This is a genomic window from Bradyrhizobium sp. LB14.3, from assembly GCF_040547985.1.
GTDB lineage: Bacteria > Pseudomonadota > Alphaproteobacteria > Rhizobiales > Xanthobacteraceae > Bradyrhizobium.
The window spans coordinates 44,155-64,831 of the sequence record NZ_JBEPQT010000013.1 but is presented as its reverse complement, the minus strand read 5'-3'; the positions used below and the strand labels follow the sequence as shown (position 1 = coordinate 64,831).

Genomic DNA, 20,677 nt, shown 5'->3' with positions numbered 1-20,677 from the left:
TACGAGGTATTCCCATGGCCGTTGGCAAAGTTTCTGACACCGATTTCGAAGCCGAAGTGCTCAAGGCGGACGGTCCGGTGGTTGTCGATTTCTGGGCCGAATGGTGCGGTCCCTGCCGCATGATCGCACCCGCGCTCGACGAGATCTCCGGCGCGATGGGCGACAAGGTCAAGATCGTGAAGCTCAACGTCGACGAGAGCCCGAAGACCGCATCGAAGTATGGCGTGATGTCGATCCCGACCCTGATGATCTTCAAGGGCGGCGAGATGGCTTCCCGCCAAGTCGGCGCCGCGCCCAAGGCAAAGCTGCAGCAGTGGATCACCTCCGCGGTCTGATCCGCCGCGCACGAGATTATTTTTTGGAAACGGCCGGCGAAAGTCGGCCGTTTTGCGTTGATGGGACATGTCCAGCGTATGACGAGTCCCAGCCCCTTGCCTGCAGCCCCTGCAAAGCGCGCACGAAAATCGACATCTCTCGTTGCGATGGAGGCGAAGTCCGTCGATGCGATCCCGCGCGGCAAGGAGTGGCAATACGAGCCGAAATGGGATGGCTTCCGCTGCCTGCTATCGCGCAACGGCGGCAGCATTGATTTGCGCTCGAAATCCGGCGAGGACCTCGCGCGCTACTTCCCCGAGATCGTCGCCGCGGCACTGAAGCTGAAGGCGGATCGCTTCACGCTCGACGGCGAGATTGTCGTGCCGCACGGCAAAAGCTTTTCTTTCGACGCGCTGCTGCAGCGCATTCACCCCGCTTCAAGCCGCGTGAACAAGCTCTCTCAGGACACGCCGGCACTTTATCTCGTCTTCGATCTGCTTGCGACGGCTGGCGAGAAGCAGCTTTCCAAAGAGCCGCTCGGCGAGCGGCGGCCGGCGCTGGAAGCGTTTGCGAAAGCCAACCTGAAAGCCAGCATCTTCCGCCTCTCACCGGCGGCGACAAGCTACGCCACCGCGCAAAAATGGCTGGCGCAATCCGGCGGCGGCTCGGACGGCGTCATCGCCAAGCGCATCGACCTGCCGTACCAGGCGGGAAATCGCGACGGCATGCAGAAGAGCAAGAAATTCCGCAGCGCCGATTGTGTCGTCGGCGGCTTCCGCTATGCCACCAACAAGCTCGCCGGCCGGAGCGTGGTCGGCTCGCTGCTGCTCGGACTCTACGATGACGAAGGTCTCCTTCACCATGTCGGCTTCACCTCGGCGATCAAGGCGACAGAAAGGCCTGCTCTGACCGATCGGCTGGAAGCGCTGATCGGCGAGCCGGGCTTCACCGGTAACGCGCCGGGCGGGCCGAGCCGCTGGTCCACCGAGCGCTCGGCAAAATGGTGTCCGCTCAAGCCGAAGCTCGTGATCGAGGTCTGCTACGACCACTTCAGCGGCGAGCGCTTTCGCCACGGCACCTCGATCCTGCGCTGGCGCCCCGACAAGGCACCGCGGCAATGCAGCTTCGAGCAGCTGAAGCAGAAGGTGGCGGATCCGATGAAGTTGCTTGGATGACGATCGCTCTCGTGCCCCGGACGCAACGCAGCGCTTCTTCAGCGGTGCGCTGCAGAGCCGGGGCCCACCGCCTGCTGGGTCCCGGCTCTGCGTCGCGTCATTTCATGCCGCGCCGCGTCCGGGACACGAGCGGGGCTATCTAATCCATCCCGTCGCCAGCGCGTTCGCCAACTCCGGCTGGCCGTTGCGACGCGCCAGCGCGGCCATCGTGTCGTGATCGTACGCGACGTGACGAAACGTCATCTGCCAGGCGTCATCGACGCGCTCGGCGATCGCATAGCGCGCATGCGGTGTGCCGGCTTCGACGACATGCGGGAACGGATGCTTGTCGCGATAACCGGGACTGCCGACGCTGCCGGGATTGACGATCAGCCTTCCGTCGCGAAGCCGTACGGCGCGGGCAAGATGGGTGTGGGCGCAAAGGATCAATGATTGCGCGATGCCTTGCGCAAACTGCTCGATGCGATCGAGCGGCGACAGCGCCACCGCGCCGTCGGGATGCACGGTATCGAGCCAGTAGACCTCGTCATTGCCGGGCGTCGCGTGGCAGAGGAAAACCTGATCGCGGAACACCCGCGTCATCGGCTGGGCGCGCAGCCAGTCGAGCTGCGTGCCATCCAGCTGCGCATGGGCGGGGCGATCCCATGAACCCATCTTCTCCGGGGGACGGTCGAGCAGATAGCGGTCGTGATTGCCGAGCACGTGTACGGCATCGAGCTTCATCAGGATCTCGATCGTGCGGCGCGCGTCGAGCGGCCCGCTCAGCATGTCGCCGAGATTGACGATCTCGGCGATGCCCTGCGCGCGAATGTCGGCGAGCACTGCCTCCAGCGCGAGATAGTTTCCGTGGACGTCGGCAATCGCGGCAAAACGCATGTTGGTCACCGCAACCCTTATGCAGGAGGCGTGCCGTTGAGCCCCAGCACGTGGCCGGCGAGATAGAGCGAGCCGGTGATCAGGATGCGCGGCGGCACTTCGTAGGCGAGCTTCGCCAATGCGCGCAGTGCGGCCTCGATACCCGGCGCGGGCTCGACACGCATGCCGAGGCTGCGCGCGGCATCCGCGAGGATGTCGACCGGCATCGCGTTATCGGTGTCGGGAATCGGCACCGCGATGATATGACGGGTCAGACCGGCGAAATTGGCCAGAAACGCTCGCGCGTCCTTGTTGGCCATCATGCCGGCGATGACGACCAGCGGTCGCGACACCCGCTCCTCGAGATCGCCGAGCGCTGCCGCCGCGACGCGGCCGCCCTCGGCATTGTGCCCACCATCGAGCCAGATCTCCGATCCCTGCGGCCCCCAGGAGAGCAACTCGCCGGACGTAATGCGCTGCATACGTGCCGGCCATTCGGCGCCGACGATGCCGGCCTCAAACGCCGCTTGGTTGATCTTGAAGGCGTTGGTGGCCCGCAGCGTCGCAATCGCGAGGCCGGCATTGTCGAACTGGTGGCGGCCGAACAGGCGCGGCGCCGTGAGATCCATCAAACCGCGATCGTCGGAATAGACTAGCCGCCCGTGCTCGACATTGACGTGCCAGCTCTCGCCTGCGGCAAACAGCGGCGCGCGCATGCGCTTGGCCTGGGCCTCGATCACCGCCATCACCTCGCCCGACTGCTCGGCGCAGATCACCGGCACGCCCCGCTTGATGATCGCGGCCTTCTCGCCGGCGATCGAGGTCAAGGTGTCACCGAGGAAATCCATGTGGTCCATGCTGACAGGCGTGATCACGCAGGCCGCTGGTGTATCGACCACATTGGTCGAATCGAGCCGGCCGCCGAGGCCGACTTCGAGCAGCACGACATCGGCCGGATTCTGCGCGAACAGAAGAAACGCAGCCGCAGTCTTGAGCTCGAACACGGTGGCGGCTTCGCCGGCGTTGGCCCGCTCGACCTCTTCCAGCGCCGCGCGCAATTCGTCGTCACCGACCAGCACGCCACCGCCAACGCGGCCGAGCCGGAAACATTCGTTGATGCGAACGAGATAGGGCGAGGTGTAGGCGTGGACGCGGAGGCCCGCGGCCTCCAGCGTCGCGCGCAGATAAGCGAGCGTCGAGCCCTTGCCGTTGGTACCGGCGATATGGATCACCGGCGGCAGCTTGCTTTCAGGATGACCGAGCCGCTCGAGCAGCCGGTGCATCCGCTCCAGCCCGAGATCGATGCGCTTCTGATGCAGGACCGACAGCCGCGCGATCAATTCGCCGAGCGACGGCTTTGCGCTGTCAGAGGGAGCGTTCACGCGTGCGGCGCGGCCGGCGCCGTCTCGGGAGCCGATACGATCTGCGCCGGGCTGACGACCGGCTGCACCGGTTTCGAGGCGCTCTCCAGCGCTGGCGCCCTGGTCAACAGGCGGCAGAGCCGCGCCAGGGTCGGGCGCAATTCGTGGCGATGCACGACCATGTCGACCATGCCGTGCTCCTTGAGGTATTCGGCGCGCTGAAACCCCTCGGGGAGCTTTTCGCGGATGGTCTGCTCGATCACGCGCGCGCCGGCAAAACCGATCAGCGCACCGGGCTCGGCGATCTGCACGTCGCCGAGCATCGCATAGGACGCAGTGACGCCGCCGGTGGTCGGGTTGGTCAGCACGACGATGTAAGGCTGTTTTGCCTCACGCAGCATCTGCACCGCGACGGTGGTACGCGGCATCTGCATCAGCGACAGGATGCCTTCCTGCATGCGCGCGCCGCCTGACGCCGCGAACACGATGAACGGCGACTTCTTCTCGACCGCAAGCTCGAGCCCGCGCACGATGGCTTCGCCCGCGGCCATGCCGAGCGAGCCGCCCATGAAATCAAAATCCTGCACGGCGACGACGACGGCCGCACCTTCGAGCTTGCCGTAGCCGACCTTGATCGCGTCGTTCAGATTGGTCCGCGCGCGGGCATCCTTGATGCGATCGACGTATTTCTTCTCGTCGCGGAATTTGAGCGGATCGGGCGTGACGTCAGGCAACGCGACGTCGTACCAGGTCTCGTTGTCGAAAATCGACTTCAGGCGCGCCACCGCGTTCATGCGCATGTGGTAGTTCGAGCCGGGGATGACGAACTGGTTGGCCTCGACGTCCTTGTAGAACACGAGCTGTCCGGAATCCGGGCACTTGATCCACAGATTCTCCGGCGTCTCCCGCCGCAGCATGTTGCGGATCTTCGGCCGGACCACATTGGTAAGCCAGTTCATGGTTTGCTCCGATGTGCGACCTCGCCTTGCGGATCGCCTGAAAGGATATATGGCGGTCGGGCCCCGGCCCGGCAAGCTGCCGTGTCGCCCGCCCGAGAAGCGAAATTGTGGCCTATTCCGCCGCCTGTTGCGCGTCCTTGACGCCCTGGGCCAGGGCCGCCGTCAACTCGGCGACGGCGTTAACGGTTTTGCCGGTGGCGCGCCCGTCCGCATCGAGGCTGTTCTTGAGGGCGTCGACCAGCGCGGTGCCGACCACGGCGCCATTGGCATGGGACGCAATGGCGCGGGCGTTCTCCGGCGTGCGAATGCCGAAGCCGACGCAGACCGGCAGCTTGGTGTGCCGCTTGATACGGGTAACCGCCTCGCTCACGGAGGAGGCGTCAGCCGCCGCCGCGCCTGTGATGCCGGTGATCGCGACGTAATAGACAAAGCCCGAGGTGTTGGCGAGCACCGCCGGCAGGCGCTTGTCGTCGGTCGTCGGCGTCGCCAGGCGGATGAAGTTGAGGCCGGCCTTCATCGCGGGCAGGCAGAGCTCGTCGTCCTCTTCCGGCGGCAAGTCGACGATGATGAGGCCGTCGATACCGGCGGCTTTCGCATCACCTAAGAATTTGTCGACGCCATAGATGTAGATCGGGTTGTAATAGCCCATCAGCACGATCGGCGTGGCGTTGTCGTCCTTGCGGAAGCCGCGCACGAGATCGAGCGTCTTCTTCAGCGTCATGCCGACCTTGAGCGCGCGAAGGCCGGCGGCCTGGATCGACGGGCCGTCGGCCATCGGATCGGTGAAGGGCATGCCGAGCTCGATCACATCGGCGCCCGCCTTCGGCAGCGCCTTGATGATCTCGAGCGAGGTCGCCGGATCGGGATCGCCGGCCATCACGAAGGTGACGAAGGCCGCGCGGCCGGCTTTTTTCAACTCGGCGAAACGGGTGTCGATACGCGTGGTCACTTGCTCTTGCCCCTCAGGATGTCGCCGACCTGCGGGACGTCCTTGTCGCCGCGGCCGGAAAGGTTGACGACCATCAGGTGATCTTTTGCCCGCTTCGGCGCGAGCTCCATCACCTTGGCGATGGCATGCGCCGGCTCGAGCGCGGGGATGATGCCTTCCAGCTTTGACAACAACTGGAACGCTGCGAGCGCCTCGTCGTCGGTCGCGGAGAGATAATTCACGCGGCCGATCTCGTGCAGCCAGGAATGTTCGGGTCCGATGCCGGGATAGTCGAGACCGGCGGAGATCGAATGCGCGTCCTGGATCTGGCCGTCGGCATCCATCAGGAGATAGGTGCGGTTGCCGTGCAGCACGCCGGGACGGCCGCCCGCGATTGAGGCGGCATGCAGTTGCGTCAGCCCGTGGCCGGCGGCTTCGACGCCGAAGATTTGGACGGTGGAATCGTCGAGGAAGGGATGAAACAGGCCCATCGCGTTGGAGCCGCCGCCGATGCAGGCGACCAGCGAATCCGGCAGGCGGCCTTCGATCTCCTGCATCTGCGCCTTGGTCTCGTTGCCGATGATCGACTGGAAGTCGCGCACCAGCGTCGGATAGGGATGCGGACCGGCGACAGTGCCGATGCAGTAGAAGGTATCGTGCACGTTGGTGACCCAGTCGCGCAGCGCCTCGTTCATGGCGTCCTTCAGCGTGCGCGTGCCCGACTGCACGGGGATCACCTTGGCGCCCAGCATTTCCATGCGGATGACATTGGGTTGCTGCCGCTCGACGTCGACGGCGCCCATATAGACGACGCAGTCGAGACCGAAGCGCGCGCACAGCGTCGCAGTGGCGACACCGTGCTGGCCGGCGCCGGTCTCGGCGATGATGCGCTTCTTGCCCATGCGCCGCGCCAGCATGATCTGGCCGAGCACGTTGTTCACCTTGTGGGAGCCGGTGTGGTTGAGCTCTTCACGCTTGAGGTAGATTTTTGCGCCGCCGAGATGTTCGGTCAGGCGCTCGGCGAAATAAAGCGGCGAGGGCCGGCCGACATAATTCTTGAGATAGCCGTTCATCTCGGACTGGAAGGCCGGATCGGCCTTGGCCTCGGTGTAGGCCTTCTCCAGATCGAGGATCAGCGGCATCAGGGTTTCGGCGACGAAGCGTCCGCCGAAAATGCCGAAATGGCCGCGCTCGTCGGGCCCGCTACGATAGGAATTGGGTTTTACGCTATTCATCGGACGCTCAACTTTTGACTTGCATCTTGGCTTGCGCGCGCAGCGCGAATGAAGGCTTTGATCATCTCGGGGTCCTTCACGCCCGGTGCGCTCTCGACACCGGAGGAGACGTCGACACCGCCGGCGCGGGTGACGCGAAGGGCTTCGGCGACGTTCCCTGGATGTAGCCCGCCCGAAACCATATACGGCAGCGCGAGCTCAAGGTTTTCGAGCAGGCGCCAATCGAACGGTGCACCCAGGCCACCGGGCCGGGTCGCGTCTTTCGGCGCGCGTGCGTCGAACAGGATGCGATCGGCGACCGCGAGGTAGCCAGGCAGCACGGCGAGATCGGCTGACGTTGCGACCGGCACGACCTTCATCACCGGGCGACCGAACCGCTGCTTGATGTCGCGCAGCCGCGCCACGCTCTCCTTGCCGTGAAGCTGGAAAATGTCCGGCGACAGCGCGTCCATGATGTTGTCGAGCGTGGCATCGTCGGCGTCGACGGTGAGCGCGAGCTTGAGCGCGCGCCGTTTCACCTGCCGGCCGAGGTCCCGCCCCGCCTCCAGCGACAAATGCCGCGGCGACGGCGGGAAGAACACGAACCCCACCATGTCGGCACCCGCGTCGAGCGCCGTTTCGAGCGTCTCGGGCGTGGACAGGCCGCAGATTTTGACGAGCAGGGACATGTTTTCCAAGGATATGGGCTCAAAGCAAATGGAGGCCGCGGGTCGGCGGCCGGAAAACAGGGTTTTCGGTTGCGGCCGCTTCTACAACCTCGCGCGCTGCTTGTCTCGCCCGACCGGCCCGTAAAGGCCCACCCCGAAGGGAACGGGGAGGCGCTGGGACTCGGGCCTTGCTGCGGCCGCCTGGGCCCGCAGATCGGCCAGTTCGCCCCGTGCGGCCCGGGCCTCCGCCTCATTCCGGCGCGCCGCACGCCGCCAGTGCCGCTGGCCGAACCAGACGGCACAGCCGCCTGCGAAGACCCCGAGCGCAGCCACCACGATCAGAAGCAGGAACAGCGGCAGCGTGACCGAGAATGACGGATCGTTGGAAACGAAGGGATCGAACGAGACCGTGACGAATTGCCGGTTGGCGACGGCAAAGACCATCAGGATCAGGCCCAGCGGAATCACGATCAGCGCGGTCAGGAACTTTCGCATCTCGCTTCGCTCGCCTTGAATCAAGCTTGCGGCCCCATCGCTCGCGACCGCGGGAAACCCTGACGTCGGCCTCAGTCTGGCGCGCCTGGATCCGGATGGTCGCGATTCAGCCGTTCGCGCATTTCCTTGCCGGTCTTGAAGAACGGAACGCTCTTCTGGTCGACGGGCACATGGGCGCCGGTGCGCGGATTGCGCCCTGCGCGTGCAGGGCGATGCTTGACCGAGAAGGCACCGAAGCCGCGCAACTCGACGCGGTCACCGCGCGCGAGAGCCGCTACGATCTCTTCGAGAATCGCATTCACAATGTTCTCGACATCCCGCTGGTACAGATGCGGGTTGTGCTCGGCGATACGCTGAACAAGTTCGGATTTGATCATTGAGAGATAGGACCCGGGAGCGTGCGGATGACCATTTCCGTGAAAATACCGTGATCTGTCAAGACGCTAAATGAAGATTGAGCGTCGTGAAAATGCGTGACAAATGCCGAAAAAGCGGGCTGGCCCGGCACGCGTCGAACGGGAAAAGCTTCTGGGGCTCGCCCGGCGCCGGTCAGTTCGACGCCGCCGGCTGCCACAAGGCCAGCATTCCATCCATTCCGATCCGATCGACCGCCTGAGCGACGCCGGTTTGTCCGATTTGATGCGCAATCGAGCCTAAACCCAGCGCTTCCAGCGTCACTGCGGCCGCAGTCTTGAGGAACGGCAGATCGCCGAAGCGCGGCTGCAACTTGTAATCACGCACGGAGAGCCCCTTCTTGACGCCCCTCTGCTCGACCAGCCAGGTCACGGCGGTCTTCTCGTCGCCGATCTGGTCGATCAGCTTGAGATCGATCGCCTGGCGTCCGGTGAAGACACGGCCATCAACCACTTTCTCGAGCTGCGTGTCATCCATGCCACGCCGTTCCTTCACCAGGCCCTTGAACCAGGCATAGGAGTCCTTCACCAGCGCATCGAGCGCAGCCCGCGCCTCGGGGCTGGTCGGCTCAAAACCGTTGGGCGCGGCCTTCAACGGCGTGGATTTCACCTCCTCGACCTTGACGCCGACGGTTTTCAGCAGCTCCGAGAAGTTTGGAAACTGGAACAGCACGCCGATCGAGCCGACCAGCGAGCTCTGCTGGGCGATGATGTGGTCGCTGGCGATTGCGGTGATGTAGCCGCCGGACGCCGCAAGCCCTTCGACCACGACGACGAGAGGCTTCTTCGCCTTCAGACTCACAAGCGAATCATAGAGCTGCTCGGAGCCGGCGGTGGTGCCGCCCGGCGAGTTGATGTGGACGATGACGGCGGCAGCCTGCGAATTCTCCAGCCGCTCCAGCGCCTGCGTGCGATCGGAATCGCTGCGGATCAGACCCTCGATCTGGATCCGCGCGATCGAGCCGGCGGACGCGAACGTGCCGCGCGCACCTGGTGTCGCCACCAGCGCGAAGCCTGCAATCGCCGCGATCGCGATCAGCGCGGCCATCACGCGCCAGAACGTCAGCTTGCGGCGGATCCTGCGGCGATCGACGATGACGTCTGAGTCGAGCGACATCGGAATATCTCCAAAATGAAGGGCCAAGCGCGTTGTGCCGTCACAGCGTGACCATTGGCTTATCTGGATACATCAATTGCGGCGCAATTTGAAGTAAACAAGGCCTGGCTCGGCGGAGGCCGCGTAGCCGGGCGCACACAAAAAAGCCCCGGCTTGCGCCGGGGCTTTGATGCAGCGAAACGTACGTTTCGCTTATTTGGTGTCGCGGTTCTTGAGCGCGGTGCCGAGGATGTCGCCGAGCGTCGCTCCCGAATCGGAGGAGCCGTATTGCGCGATGGCTTCCTTCTCTTCAGCGACTTCGAGCGCCTTGATCGACACCTGGACCTTGCGGGCCTTCTTGTCGAACTGGATCACGCGGGCATCGACCTTCTCGCCGACGGCGAAACGTTCGGTGCGCTGATCGTTGCGGTCACGGGCGAGCTCCGAGCGCTTCACGAAAGTGGCGAAGTCGGTACCGATGATCTTCACCTCGATGCCGCCCTCCTTCACTTCGAGCACTTCGCAGGTCACGACCGCGCCCTTCTTGACATCGCCCGGCTCGGCGAAGGGGTCGCCTTCGAGCTGCTTGATGCCGAGCGAGATACGTTCCTTCTCGACGTCCACATCGAGCACCACGGCCTTCACCATGTCGCCCTTCTTGTAGTTGTCGATCACCTGCTCGCCCGGAACCTTCCAGTCGAGGTCGGAGAGATGGACCATGCCGTCGACGTCGCCCTCGAGGCCCAGGAACAGACCGAACTCGGTCTTGTTCTTGACCTCGCCCTCGACCGTCGAACCGGTCGGGTGACCTTCGACGAAGACCTCCCACGGGTTGCGCATGGTCTGCTTGAGGCCGAGCGAGATGCGGCGCTTGACGGAATCGACTTCCAGCACCTGCACTTCGACTTCCTGCGAGGTCGAAACGATCTTGCCGGGGTGCATGTTCTTCTTGGTCCACGACATCTCGGAGACGTGGATCAGGCCTTCGATGCCCGGCTCGAGCTCGACGAACGCACCGTAGTCGGTGATGTTGGTGACGCGGCCGGTGAAGCGAGACCCCAGCGGGTACTTGGCTTCGATGCCCTGCCACGGATCGTCCAGCAGCTGCTTCATGCCCAGCGAGATGCGGTGCGTCTCGTGGTTGATCTTGATGATCTTGACCTTCACGGTCTGGCCGATCGAGAGCACCTCGGTCGGATGATTGACGCGGCGCCACGCGATATCGGTGACGTGCAGCAGACCGTCGATGCCGCCGAGATCAACGAACGCACCGTAATCGGTGATGTTCTTGACCACGCCGTCGATGACCTGACCCTCTTCGAGGTTCTGCACCAGCTCCTGGCGCTGCTCGGCGCGGGTCTCTTCGAGAACCGTGCGGCGGGACACGACGATGTTGCCGCGGCGGCGGTCCATCTTGAGGATCTGGAACGGCTGCGAGTTGTTCATCAGCGGCGCAACGTCGCGGATCGGACGGATATCGACCTGCGAACGCGGCAGGAAGGCCACGGCACCGTCGAGGTCGACGGTGAAGCCGCCCTTAACCTGGTTGAAGATGACGCCGTTGACCTTCTCGTTGTTCTGGAAAGCCTTCTCGAGCTTGCCCCAGCTCTCTTCGCGGCGCGCCTTGTCGCGCGACAGCACGGCTTCGCCGAGGGCGTTCTCGATGCGATCGAGGAACACTTCCACCTCGTCGCCGACCTTGAGTTCGCTCTCACGGCCGGGGCCGGAAAATTCGCGCAGGGCGACGCGGCCCTCGGTCTTCAGGCCGACGTCAATGACGGCCATGTCCTTTTCGATTGCAACAACCTTGCCCTTGATGACTGAGCTTTCCTGCAGGTTGCCACCTGCGAAGGACTCGTCGAGCATCGCGGCGAAATCGTCGCGCGACGGGCTATAGGTATCAGCAGAAGTCGAAGCCATTTGTTCTCCAGTTGCGGATGTCGTGCCGGCCGTTGGGTTCATGGGCGCATCGTACGCGCAGTGTCGGAAGGTCCGCAGAACCTTCGAGCGACCGCTCGTTGCCCCGGCCTGGCACCGGAACAGCGGAAGCGGGCCGGCTGAGGCCCGCGCATTCGATACGTGGAAATCTTTGTCCGGAGCCTGATCGCGTCGGTCCCGAACAGGGACCGAAGTATCGACCTCAAAGAGCGGGAGCGGGCGCTTCCTCCAATGACGGCAGCGGCTTAACCCCGCGACCGGCCCGCTCGGACGGCCTCGATAATGTCGATGGCGGCCCGGACGCCGCCTTCTATATCCAGTTGGGAGTTATCTAGCAAGTAAGCATCCGCGGCCGGTTTTAACGGCGCAATCGGCCGGTTCTTGTCGCGCTCGTCGCGCTGGATGATGTCGGCGAGCACGGCCGCCTCGTCGGCCTCCTCGCCCCGCGCCTTGGCCTCCATGGTCCGGCGGCGGGCGCGCACCATGGGGTCGGCGACGACGAAGATCTTCACGTCGGCATGGGGGCAGATCACGGTTCCAATATCCCGCCCATCGAGCACGGCGCCGGGCGGATCGGCAGCGAATTGCCGCTGAAAACCGACCAGGGCCTCGCGGACTTTGGGGATCGCCGAGACGATGGAAGCGCCCTCGCCGGCCTTCTGGGTCTTCAGGGCGGGATTGCCGAACTTTTCGGGATCGAGTTCCAACGCTGCCGCGACCGCCGCCGCCTCGTCCCTGAGATCATGCCCGGACTGCATCAGCGAATAGGCCACCGCGCGATAGATCACGCCGGTATCGAGGTGACGGTAGCCGTAATGGTGGGCAAGACGCTTGCCGAGCGTGCCCTTGCCCGACGCCGCGGGCCCGTCGATGGCGATGATCATGAAAATTGGGCCCCAAGCGAACGCATCATCGGAATGAAATCCGGGAAACTGGTGGCGATGAAGGCGGTGTCGTCGACGGTCACGGGCTGGTCGGACGCGCAGCCCATCACCAGCGCGGACATGGCGATGCGATGGTCCATGTGGGTGGCGACGAGACCGCCGCCGGGGACGTGGCCGCGGCCTTCGACGATCAGGTCGTCGCCGGAGACCTCGACCTTCACGCCGTTGACGCGGAGCATGGCGGCGGTGGCTTCGAGACGATCGGATTCCTTGACGCGCAGCTCCTGGAGGCCGCGCATGGTGGTCGTGCCCTCGGCGAAGGCGGCCGCCACCGCCAGCACCAGATATTCGTCGATCATCGCGGGCGTGCGCTCCGGCGGCACCACAACACCACGCAGTTTCGAAGCGCGCACGCGCAGCTTCGCCATCGGCTCGCCGGCGTCGCCACGCACCTCGCTCGCCTCGATCGAGGCACCCATCTCGCGCAGCGTCGTGAACAGGCCCGTCCGCAGCGGATTGGTCATGACGTCGGACAGGACGACGTCGGAGCCTTCGACGATCAGCGCAGCAACGATGGGGAACGCCGCCGATGAGGGATCGGCGGGCACGACGACATTGGCGCCATGCAGCTCAGGTTGACCGACGAGCGTGATGCGGCGGCCGTGCTGGCCCTCCTGCGTCGAGGTGATCTCGGCGCCAAAGTGCTTCAGCATCAGCTCGGTATGGTCGCGGCTGGCCTCGGTCTCGATGACCGTGGTGGTGCCCGGCGCGGCCAGGCCCGCGAGCAGCACGGCGGATTTGATCTGGGCCGAGGCGACCGGGGTCTTGTAGGTGATCGGCAGCGGATCGCGCGCGCCCTGGACGGTCAGCGGCAGACGGCCGCCCTCGCCACCGGAGACGACCTTCGCGCCCATCTTTTCCAATGGGTCCAGGATCCGGCGCATGGGCCGGCTGCGCAGCGAGGCATCGCCGTCGAACACCGCCGAGATCGGGCAGCCGGCGACGGCGCCCATGACCAGCCGGCAGCCGGTGCCGGAGTTGCCGAAATCCAGCGGCGCCTTGGGCGCGGCGAAGCCCGCAACACCCACGCCGTTCACCGTCCAGGTGAAATCACCTATGCGCTCGACCCGGGCGCCGAGCGCTTCCATGGCTTTTGCGGTGTTGAGGACGTCCTCGCCCTCAAGGAGGCCCGAGATCCTGGTCTCTCCAACCGCGAGCGCGCCCAGGATGAGGGCACGGTGGGAGATCGACTTGTCCCCAGGCACCCGTACTTTTCCGGTCAGGGGGCCGCTGGCGCGCGACTGAAGCGGCGTCGGCTTGTCGGAATGGGTCAAGATTGTGTCCTTGGATGTGCCCTCTGGGCTCGCGGGCAGGTACCACATGGTCTCTCCGCCGTCACGGGCATGTCGTTCTCCCGTAATGCGCTATTGACAGCGGGCCGCCAACTAGCCAAGTGAAACACCGCTTTTCAGACATTTCCAGGATTCCTCTGCCGTGGCCAAGTCCGAACTCGGAACCAAACGTATTTGCCCGACCACGGGCAAGAAGTTCTATGACCTCAACAAGAGTCCGGTGATCTCGCCGTACACCGGTGAGGTCGTGCCGATCGCGCCCGTGGCGCCGGCTCGCGCGCCTCGCGGCGCCGAAGCCCGCCACGCGGCAGCAGCCGCCGACACCAAGCCGGAGCCGGCGGAAGTCGAGGAAGTCTCGCTCGAGGAGGCCGATGCCGAGGAGAACACCGGCAAGGTCAAGGCCGTCGTGCCCGAATCCGAGGACGACATCGAGGCCGACGAGACCATCGACGACGACGATGACGATGATTCGACCTTTATCGCCGACGACGAAGAGGGCGATGAGGACGTCACCGACATCATTGGTGATGTCACCGGTGATGAAGAGACTTGAGATAATCCCAGAACTGTGGTTCTGGGTCTTTCCCGACGCGTCGCCCACGGCGCGCCGGACGGTTAAGGGGCCATAGCTCAGCTGGGAGAGCGCTTGCATGGCATGCAAGAGGTCGGCGGTTCGATCCCGCCTGGCTCCACCACGCTTCGCCCTTCGGGCTACGCGTGGCGCAGCCGCGCACAGCCCGAAGGGCGAAGCGTGGTGTCCGGCGAAGCCCGAAGGGCGAAGACGGACTGGTGACATTCCCACGCAGCGGCTGCCCAGGCGATAATCGTCAATGTGGTACGTCTACATCCTCCGCAGCATCGAATTTCCCGAGCAGGAATACGTTGGGGCCACGGAAAATCTGAAGCGGCGGATTCCAGAGCACAATGCTGGCAAATCCACCCACACCGCCAAGTTTAAGCCTTGGAAGCTGATCTGGTACTGCGCCTTCCCTGACAAGTACAAAGCGCTCGCTTTTGAAGCGTACCTGAAGTCTCACTCCGGCCGAGCATTCACGAAGAAGCGGCTGTCCTAAGCACGTAAACCTAACCCTACTCCCCGATCACCGCATTCAACCTATCGCGCAGCGCGACGATCTCGTCCTTCATCGTGACCAGTTCCGAGACCGAGCAGTCCGACGCTGCCAGGATCGATTGCGGCACGGCGCGCGCCTTGTCCTTCAAGGCGTGGCCCTGCGCCGTTAGCGCGATCAGGACCTGACGTTCGTCCTCGCGCGAGCGCGTGCGCTTGACGAGGTGGGCGGCTTCGAGTCGCTTGAGCAGCGGCGTCAGCGTGCCCGAATCCAGGAACAGCTTTTCGCCGATGTCCTTCACCGGCACGTCGTCGCGCTCCCACAGCACCAGCATGACCAGATATTGCGGATAGGTCAGGCCGAGCCGGTCCAGCAGCGGCTTGTAGACGCGGTTGAAGGCATGCGCGGCCGAATAGACCGCGAAGCAGATCTGGTTGTCGAGGCGCAGCGGCTGGTCCGCTGCCGATGATTTCCGGGGCATAGAGAATCTCACGAGGCTTGCTCCATTCTGGGGCCGGCCGGCGGCATATTCAATTGCGAACAATTAAATGTGAGGCTCCGTAATTTCAATTGCGCGCAATCTAATTGCCTGCGATAAGGATTGCACCAGCGAAAACCCAGGGAGACCAAAATGTCCGTGAACGTCCTCTACAAGACCAGCGCAAAAGCCACCGGCGGCCGCGACGGCCATGCTGCGACCCTCGACGGCGCGCTCGACGTCAAGCTCACCACGCCGAAGGAGCTCGGCGGCGGCGGCGGCGACGGCAACAATCCCGAGCAGTTGTTTGCGGCAGGCTATGCCGCCTGCTTCATCGGCGCGATGAAATTCGTGTCCTCGCAGGGCGGGCCGAAGGTTCCGGCTGACGCCTCCGTGACCTCGACCGTCGGCATTGGCCCGCGCGCGGCCGGCGGCTTCGGTCTCGACATCGACCTTGCCGTATCGCTGCCGGGCCTTGCCCGTGCCGAAGCCGAGGCACTGGTCGAGAAGGCTCACCAGGTGTGCCCCTATTCCAACGCGACGCGCGGCAATGTCGACGTCCGCCTGACGGTCGTCTGATCGTAGATTGGATTGGCTGGCCCGGGATCCCCCTCGGGCCGGCCGCTTCCGTTTGATTTGCCATTCGCCGGGATGGCGCCGCCGCGGCGCATGCGGCTCCCCGCAACAAGCCATTGCTGGCTCAGACGAACCTCGCTAGGCCTGTGATCAATATCAACACAGGGAAGCGAAGGCATGACTGAAGCCGCCAGTTCCGGAGCTGCCACGGGCGCAATGAGCGGCCTGCGCGTCATCGATCTCACGCGCGTGCTCGGCGGTCCCTATTGCACCCAGATCCTCGCCGACCACGGAGCCGACGTGATCAAGGTCGAGCCGCCCGCAGGCGACGAGGTGCGCGACTGGGGCCCTCCCTTCCACGAGGAAGACGCCGCCTATTTCATCGGCATCAACCGCAACAAGCGCTCGATCGGCCTCGACCTCGCCTCCGAGGGCGGCCGCCTCGTGCTGCTCAAGATGCTGGAGAGCGCCGACGTCCTGATCGAGAACTTCAAGCCGGGCACGCTGGAGAAATGGGGCATCGGCAGCGAGGTGCTGCGCGAGAAATTCCCGCGCCTGGTGCACTGCCGGATCTGCGGCTTCGGCGCCGACGGCCCGCGCGGCGGCAATCCCGGCTATGACGCCATCATCCAGGCGATGACCGGCATGATCGCGGCGACCGGCTCGCCCGAGAGCGGACCGATGCGGATCGGCGTGCCGCTGGTCGACATCGGCACCGGCCTCTATGCGGCGATCGGCATCCTGATGGCGCTGTCGGAGCGGCAGCGCTCGGGCCAGGGCCAGTTCCTGGAGACGACGCTGTACGAGACCGGTCTCGCCATCATGCACCCGCACACCGCGAATTATTTCATGCATGGCAAGCCGCCGTCGCTGACCGGCAACGAGCATCCCAACCTCGTGCCTTACGCGATCTTCCCGACCAAGACCGACGACATCTTCATCGGCGTCGGCAATGACGGCACCTTCCGCAAGCTCGCCAAGGAGATCGGCAAGCCCGAGCTCGGCACCGATCCGCGCTTTGCCCGCAACAAGGACCGCATCGCCAATCGCGAAGCGCTACGCGCCGAGCTCGCCGCCGTGTTCAGCCAGCACGAGGCCGAGCCGCTGTGCAATCGCCTCCTCGCCGCGGGCCTGCCCGCAGGCCCCGTGCAGAAGATCGACCAGGCGCTGACCAACCCGCACACGATCGCCCGCGGCGATATCATCGAGAAGGACTGGTACAAGGGCGTGGCGTCGCCGATCCGGCTCGATCGCAGCAAGCCGAGCCTGCGCAGCCTGCCGCCGAAATTCAGCCAGCACTCGGCCGAGGTGCTGGGCGAGTTCGGCTACTCCAAGTCCGAGATCAACGCGATGGTCGAGCAGGGCACGGTCTGCGGCCCCGAGCGCAAGCGCTGAGGCGTGACGCTATTGAACTGACAACGCGCCGCAAGAAAGGTGCGCTCCCTCGCCCGCTTGCGGGAGAGGGTTGGGGAGAGGGTGCCTCCGCAGTGAGACTCCCCAAGAGGAGAGAGCCCTCACCCGGCGCGTTGCGCCGACCTCTCCCGCAAGCGGGAGAGGTTGGAGCCCGCGGGCCGAGCGTCTGCCTCGCGCTATTCTGCTGACGACGCAGCGACCCAACCCATCACTCCCGAATGCTGCACCGCGAACGAAGAAACCTGCCCGCTCCGCATTCGCCTATTTGCCTGCTTCCCTTTTCCAGCGCTTGCCGCTTTCGTTTCGGCCGCTTACACAGTCATGTGAACGTCATATGGCGCTGCTAGCGCAAGCGATCATTTTTGACGGCCCAAGGGAGGTTTACTTGATGGCTCTTCGATACTTTGGAGCGGCTGCCGCTGTTGCACTCACGGTTGGAATGTCGGCCTCGCCGGCCTTGGCCGTGACCGAAATCCAGTGGTGGCACGCGATGACCGGCGCCAACAACGACGTCATCGTCAAGCTCGCCACCGACTTCAACGCGGCGCAGACCGACTACAAGGTGATCCCGACCTACAAGGGCAACTACGCCGATACGATGAACGCCGGCATCGCGGCCTTCCGCGCCGGCAACGCGCCCCACATCATGCAGGTCTTCGAAGTCGGCACCGCGACCATGATGGCGGCGACCGGCGCCGTGAAGCCCGTCTACAAGCTGATGGCCGAGGCCGGCGAGAAATTCGATCCCAAGGCCTATCTGCCCGCGATCAGCGGCTATTACTCGACCTCCAAGGGCGAGATGCTGTCGTTCCCCTTCAACTCGTCGTCGACCGTCATGTGGGTAAACCTCGACGAGCTCAAGAAGGTCGGCGTCGAGATCCCGAAGACCTGGCCCGAGACGTTCGCAGCCGCCAAGAAGCTCCACGACAACGGCCATCCGACCTGCGGCTTCTCCAACTCCTGGGTCACCTGGGTCAATCTCGAACAGCTCTCGGCCTGGCACAACGTGCCGCTCTCCAGCAAAGCCAACGGCCTCGACGGCTTCGACACCAAGCTCGAGTTCAACGGTCCGCTCCAGGTCAAGCATCTCGAGAAGCTGGTCGAGCTGCAAAAAGACAAGACTTACGACTACGCCGGTCGCACCAACACAGGCGAAGGCCGCTTCACTTCGGGTGAGTGCGCGATCTACCTGACCTCGTCGGCCTTCTTCGGCAACGTCAAGGCGCAGGCCAAGTTCAACTTCACCGCGGCGCCGATGCCGTATTATCCGGACGTCAAGGGCGCGCCGCAGAACTCGATCATCGGCGGCGCCTCGCTCTGGGTCATGGGCGGCAAGTCGGCCGACGAGTACAAGGGCATTGCGAAGTTCATGACATTCCTCTCCGACACCGACCGCCAGATCTACATCCACAAGGCCTCGGGCTATCTGCCGATCACCAAGGCGGCCTACGCCAAGGCGAAGGAAGAAGGGTTCTACAAGGACCAACCCTACCTCGAGACCCCGCTGCTCGAGCTGACCAACAAGGAGCCGACCGAGAATTCGCGCGGTCTGCGCCTCGGCAACATGGTTCAGCTGCGTGACGTCTGGTCGGAAGAGATCGAGCAGGCGCTGGCTGGCAAGAAGACCGCCAAGCAGGCGCTCGATGCCGCCGTCGAGCGCGGCAACACGATGCTGCGTCAGTTCGAAAAGACCGCCGTCAAGTGAGGCGATGAGCGGCAGGTCGCGACCTGGCCTGCCGCTCAGCTGACATCATGCAAAAGCAAGCCATTTTCCAGTCGAAGCTGTTGCCCTATGCGCTGGTTGCCCCGCAACTCGCGATCGTCCTGATCTTTTTCTACTGGCCGGCTGCGCAGGCTGTCATTCAGTCCTTCCTGCTCCAGGACGCCTTCGGTCTCTCGACCAGCTTCGTCTGGTTCGACAATTATCTCGATCTCTTCAGTGACGCCGCCTATTTCGAGGCGATCGTCCGGACCTTCTTCTTCTCGTTCGCGATCGCGGTCTCTTCGCTCTCCGTGGCCCTGCTGCTGGCGATCATGGCGGACAAGCCGATGCGCGGCGGCTCGCTGTATCGCACGCTGCTGATCTGGCCCTACGCCGTCGCGCCGCCCGTGGTCGGCGTGCTCTGGATCTTCATGCTGCATCCCTCGCTCGGCGTGCTCTCGCGCTATCTGCGCGAAGCCGGCATCGACTGGAATCCGCTGCTCGACGGCAACCAGGCCGCGACGCTGATCATCCTGGCCGCCGCCTGGAAGCAGATCTCCTACAATTTCCTGTTTTTCCTCGCCGGCCTCGCGAGCATCCCGAAGAGCGTGTTCGAGGCCGCCGCGATCGACGGCGCGCGTCCGATGCGGCGCTTCTGGACCGTGACCTTCCCGCTGTTGTCGCCCACCATCTTCTTCCTGCTGGTCGTCAACATCGTCTACGCCTTCTTCGACACGTTCGGCATCATCGACACCATGACCCGCGGCGGTCCGGGAACGTCGACGGTGACGCTGGTCTACAAGGTCTATTCCGACGGCCTGCTCGGCGGCAATCTCGGCAGTTCCGCGGCGCAATCGGTGATCCTGATGGTCATGGTGATCGTGCTGACCGGAATCCAGTTTCGCTTCGTCGAACGCAAGGTGACCTACTGATGGTCGAGGAAGAGGGTTTTCGGCGCTACGTCGCTCACGCCATTTTGTGGATCGGGATCGCGATCGTCGCGTTCCCCGTCTACATCGCGTTCGTCGCCTCGACCCAGGACAACGCGCTGATCGCGAACGGGCAGATGTCGCTGCTGCCGGGCGGCCATTTCTTCGAGGTCTACTACCAGACCATCTTCGTCGGCACGAGCGGCTCGACCCGCGAGCCCGTCGGCAACATGATGCTGAACTCGCTGGTGATGGCGCTGCTGATCGCGGTCGGCAAGATCGCGATTTCGATCATCTCGGCCTACGCGATCGTGTATTTCCGCTTTCCGTTCCGGATGCCGATCTTCTGGATCATCTTCATCACCCTGATGCTGCCGGTCGAGGTGCGCATCTATCCAACCTACAAGATCGTCGCCGACCTCCACATGCTCGACAGCTATGCCGGCCTGGCGCTGCCGCTGATCGCCTCAGCCACCGCGACGCTGCTGTTTCGCCAGTTCTTCATGACCGTGCCGGACGAGCTGCTGGAGGCGTCGCGCATCGACGGCGCCGGTCCCCTGCGCTTCTTCTGGGATACGCTGCTGCCGCTGTCGCGCACCAACATGGCGGCGCTGTTCGTGATCCTCTTCATCCTCGGCTGGAATCAGTATCTCTGGCCGCTGCTGATCACCACGCGCGACGACATGCAGACCATCCAGGTCGGCATCCGCAAGATGATCACCACCACCGACGCGCTGACCGAATGGCCGATCGTGATGGCGACCGCCGTGCTGGCGATGCTGCCGCCGGTGTTCGTCGTCGTCGCCATGCAGAAATTGTTCGTGCGCGGACTCGTGGAGACGGAAAAGTAAATCCC

Annotated in this window: 22 protein-coding genes and 1 tRNA gene; 10 read left to right on the top strand and 13 right to left on the bottom strand. The window is 64.2% G+C overall.

The window, feature by feature from the left end; genetic code table 11:
* Window positions 1-14: 14 nt before the first annotated feature.
* The gene (gene trxA, locus ABIB00_RS22930; RefSeq protein ID WP_247352799.1) at window positions 15-335 is read left to right on the top strand and encodes a thioredoxin; all 321 of its coding nucleotides are present in this window, start codon (window positions 15-17) and stop codon (window positions 333-335) included.
* A gap of 147 nt (window positions 336-482) precedes the next feature.
* Window positions 483-1,490, top strand: coding sequence for an ATP-dependent DNA ligase (locus ABIB00_RS22925; protein WP_354106015.1), 1,008 nt, complete (start codon window positions 483-485; stop codon window positions 1,488-1,490).
* Between the two features lie 135 nt (window positions 1,491-1,625).
* Here the strand turns inward: ABIB00_RS22925 and ABIB00_RS22920 are convergent, their stop codons facing one another.
* The 12 genes from ABIB00_RS22920 to aroA form a co-directional block, all read right to left on the bottom strand.
* A complete protein-coding gene (locus tag ABIB00_RS22920; RefSeq protein ID WP_354105946.1) occupies window positions 1,626-2,366 on the bottom strand; it encodes a metallophosphoesterase family protein in 741 nt (246 codons plus the stop codon).
* A 17-nt stretch (window positions 2,367-2,383) separates the two neighbouring features.
* Complete coding sequence (locus ABIB00_RS22915) at window positions 2,384-3,727, bottom strand: bifunctional folylpolyglutamate synthase/dihydrofolate synthase (RefSeq protein WP_354105945.1); 1,344 nt, start codon at window positions 3,725-3,727, stop codon at window positions 2,384-2,386.
* Entirely contained in the window at window positions 3,724-4,665 is a 942-nt protein-coding gene (accD, locus tag ABIB00_RS22910; RefSeq protein WP_275168838.1) for an acetyl-CoA carboxylase, carboxyltransferase subunit beta, read from the bottom strand. The genes ABIB00_RS22915 and accD overlap by 4 nt, the downstream gene beginning before the upstream one ends.
* A 112-nt stretch (window positions 4,666-4,777) precedes the next feature.
* On the bottom strand, window positions 4,778-5,614 hold the full coding sequence (gene trpA / locus ABIB00_RS22905; RefSeq protein ID WP_354105944.1) for a tryptophan synthase subunit alpha: 837 nt from the start codon (window positions 5,612-5,614) through the stop codon (window positions 4,778-4,780).
* Complete coding sequence (gene trpB, locus ABIB00_RS22900) at window positions 5,611-6,828, bottom strand: tryptophan synthase subunit beta (protein ID WP_247444537.1); 1,218 nt, start codon at window positions 6,826-6,828, stop codon at window positions 5,611-5,613. The genes trpA and trpB overlap by 4 nt, the downstream gene beginning before the upstream one ends.
* Window positions 6,825-7,496, bottom strand: coding sequence for a phosphoribosylanthranilate isomerase (locus ABIB00_RS22895; protein ID WP_247352787.1), 672 nt, complete (start codon window positions 7,494-7,496; stop codon window positions 6,825-6,827). Before ABIB00_RS22895 ends, trpB begins: the two co-directional genes overlap by 4 nt.
* A gap of 81 nt (window positions 7,497-7,577) precedes the next feature.
* A complete protein-coding gene (locus ABIB00_RS22890) occupies window positions 7,578-7,970 on the bottom strand; it encodes a lipopolysaccharide assembly protein LapA domain-containing protein (protein ID WP_247352785.1) in 393 nt (130 codons plus the stop codon).
* A 71-nt stretch (window positions 7,971-8,041) separates the two neighbouring features.
* Window positions 8,042-8,347, bottom strand: coding sequence for an integration host factor subunit beta (locus ABIB00_RS22885; protein WP_007598410.1), 306 nt, complete (start codon window positions 8,345-8,347; stop codon window positions 8,042-8,044).
* Window positions 8,348-8,519: 172 nt separating this feature from the next.
* A complete protein-coding gene (gene sppA / locus ABIB00_RS22880; RefSeq protein ID WP_247352783.1) occupies window positions 8,520-9,500 on the bottom strand; it encodes a signal peptide peptidase SppA in 981 nt (326 codons plus the stop codon).
* Window positions 9,501-9,692: 192 nt separating this feature from the next.
* Window positions 9,693-11,399 (bottom strand): 30S ribosomal protein S1, encoded by a 1,707-nt coding sequence (rpsA, locus tag ABIB00_RS22875; RefSeq protein WP_247352781.1) that lies wholly within the window; start codon window positions 11,397-11,399, stop codon window positions 9,693-9,695.
* 263 nt (window positions 11,400-11,662) lie between these two features.
* Complete coding sequence (gene cmk, locus ABIB00_RS22870) at window positions 11,663-12,301, bottom strand: (d)CMP kinase (RefSeq protein WP_247443157.1); 639 nt, start codon at window positions 12,299-12,301, stop codon at window positions 11,663-11,665.
* Entirely contained in the window at window positions 12,298-13,683 is a 1,386-nt protein-coding gene (aroA, locus tag ABIB00_RS22865) for a 3-phosphoshikimate 1-carboxyvinyltransferase (protein ID WP_502917867.1), read from the bottom strand. The genes cmk and aroA overlap by 4 nt, the downstream gene beginning before the upstream one ends.
* A 112-nt stretch (window positions 13,684-13,795) precedes the next feature.
* On the opposite strand from aroA, the gene ABIB00_RS22860 reads away from it, so the two are divergent.
* From ABIB00_RS22860 to ABIB00_RS22850, 3 genes are all read left to right on the top strand, one after another.
* Complete coding sequence (locus ABIB00_RS22860) at window positions 13,796-14,206, top strand: TIGR02300 family protein (RefSeq protein WP_247352776.1); 411 nt, start codon at window positions 13,796-13,798, stop codon at window positions 14,204-14,206.
* Between the two features lie 66 nt (window positions 14,207-14,272).
* Window positions 14,273-14,348: transfer RNA gene (locus ABIB00_RS22855), tRNA-Ala, on the top strand.
* A 135-nt stretch (window positions 14,349-14,483) separates the two neighbouring features.
* Complete coding sequence (locus ABIB00_RS22850; RefSeq protein WP_247443153.1) at window positions 14,484-14,726, top strand: GIY-YIG nuclease family protein; 243 nt, start codon at window positions 14,484-14,486, stop codon at window positions 14,724-14,726.
* A gap of 16 nt (window positions 14,727-14,742) precedes the next feature.
* Here ABIB00_RS22850 and ABIB00_RS22845 read toward each other — a convergent pair whose 3' ends face one another.
* Window positions 14,743-15,204 carry a MarR family winged helix-turn-helix transcriptional regulator gene (locus tag ABIB00_RS22845; RefSeq protein ID WP_247352774.1) on the bottom strand — a complete coding sequence of 154 codons (462 nt, stop codon included), beginning with the start codon at window positions 15,202-15,204 and terminating at the stop codon, window positions 14,743-14,745.
* 150 nt (window positions 15,205-15,354) lie between these two features.
* Here ABIB00_RS22845 and ABIB00_RS22840 point away from each other — a divergent pair, with 150 nt between their 5' ends.
* The 5 genes from ABIB00_RS22840 to ugpE all read left to right on the top strand — a co-directional run bounded on the left by ABIB00_RS22840 (window position 15,355) and on the right by ugpE (window position 20,672).
* Complete coding sequence (locus ABIB00_RS22840) at window positions 15,355-15,780, top strand: organic hydroperoxide resistance protein (RefSeq protein WP_354105942.1); 426 nt, start codon at window positions 15,355-15,357, stop codon at window positions 15,778-15,780.
* A gap of 174 nt (window positions 15,781-15,954) precedes the next feature.
* Window positions 15,955-17,172 (top strand): CaiB/BaiF CoA transferase family protein, encoded by a 1,218-nt coding sequence (locus ABIB00_RS22835; RefSeq protein ID WP_247352771.1) that lies wholly within the window; start codon window positions 15,955-15,957, stop codon window positions 17,170-17,172.
* A 406-nt stretch (window positions 17,173-17,578) separates the two neighbouring features.
* Window positions 17,579-18,895, top strand: a complete 1,317-nt coding sequence (ugpB, locus tag ABIB00_RS22830; protein WP_354105941.1) for a sn-glycerol-3-phosphate ABC transporter substrate-binding protein UgpB — start codon at window positions 17,579-17,581, stop codon at window positions 18,893-18,895.
* 47 nt (window positions 18,896-18,942) lie between these two features.
* Window positions 18,943-19,824: a sn-glycerol-3-phosphate ABC transporter permease UgpA gene (gene ugpA, locus ABIB00_RS22825; protein WP_247352768.1), complete on the top strand. Its 882-nt coding sequence runs from the start codon at window positions 18,943-18,945 to the stop codon at window positions 19,822-19,824.
* A complete protein-coding gene (ugpE, locus tag ABIB00_RS22820) occupies window positions 19,824-20,672 on the top strand; it encodes a sn-glycerol-3-phosphate ABC transporter permease UgpE (RefSeq protein WP_354048887.1) in 849 nt (282 codons plus the stop codon). Before ugpA ends, ugpE begins: the two co-directional genes overlap by 1 nt.
* The last annotated feature ends 5 nt before the right edge of the window (window positions 20,673-20,677 follow it).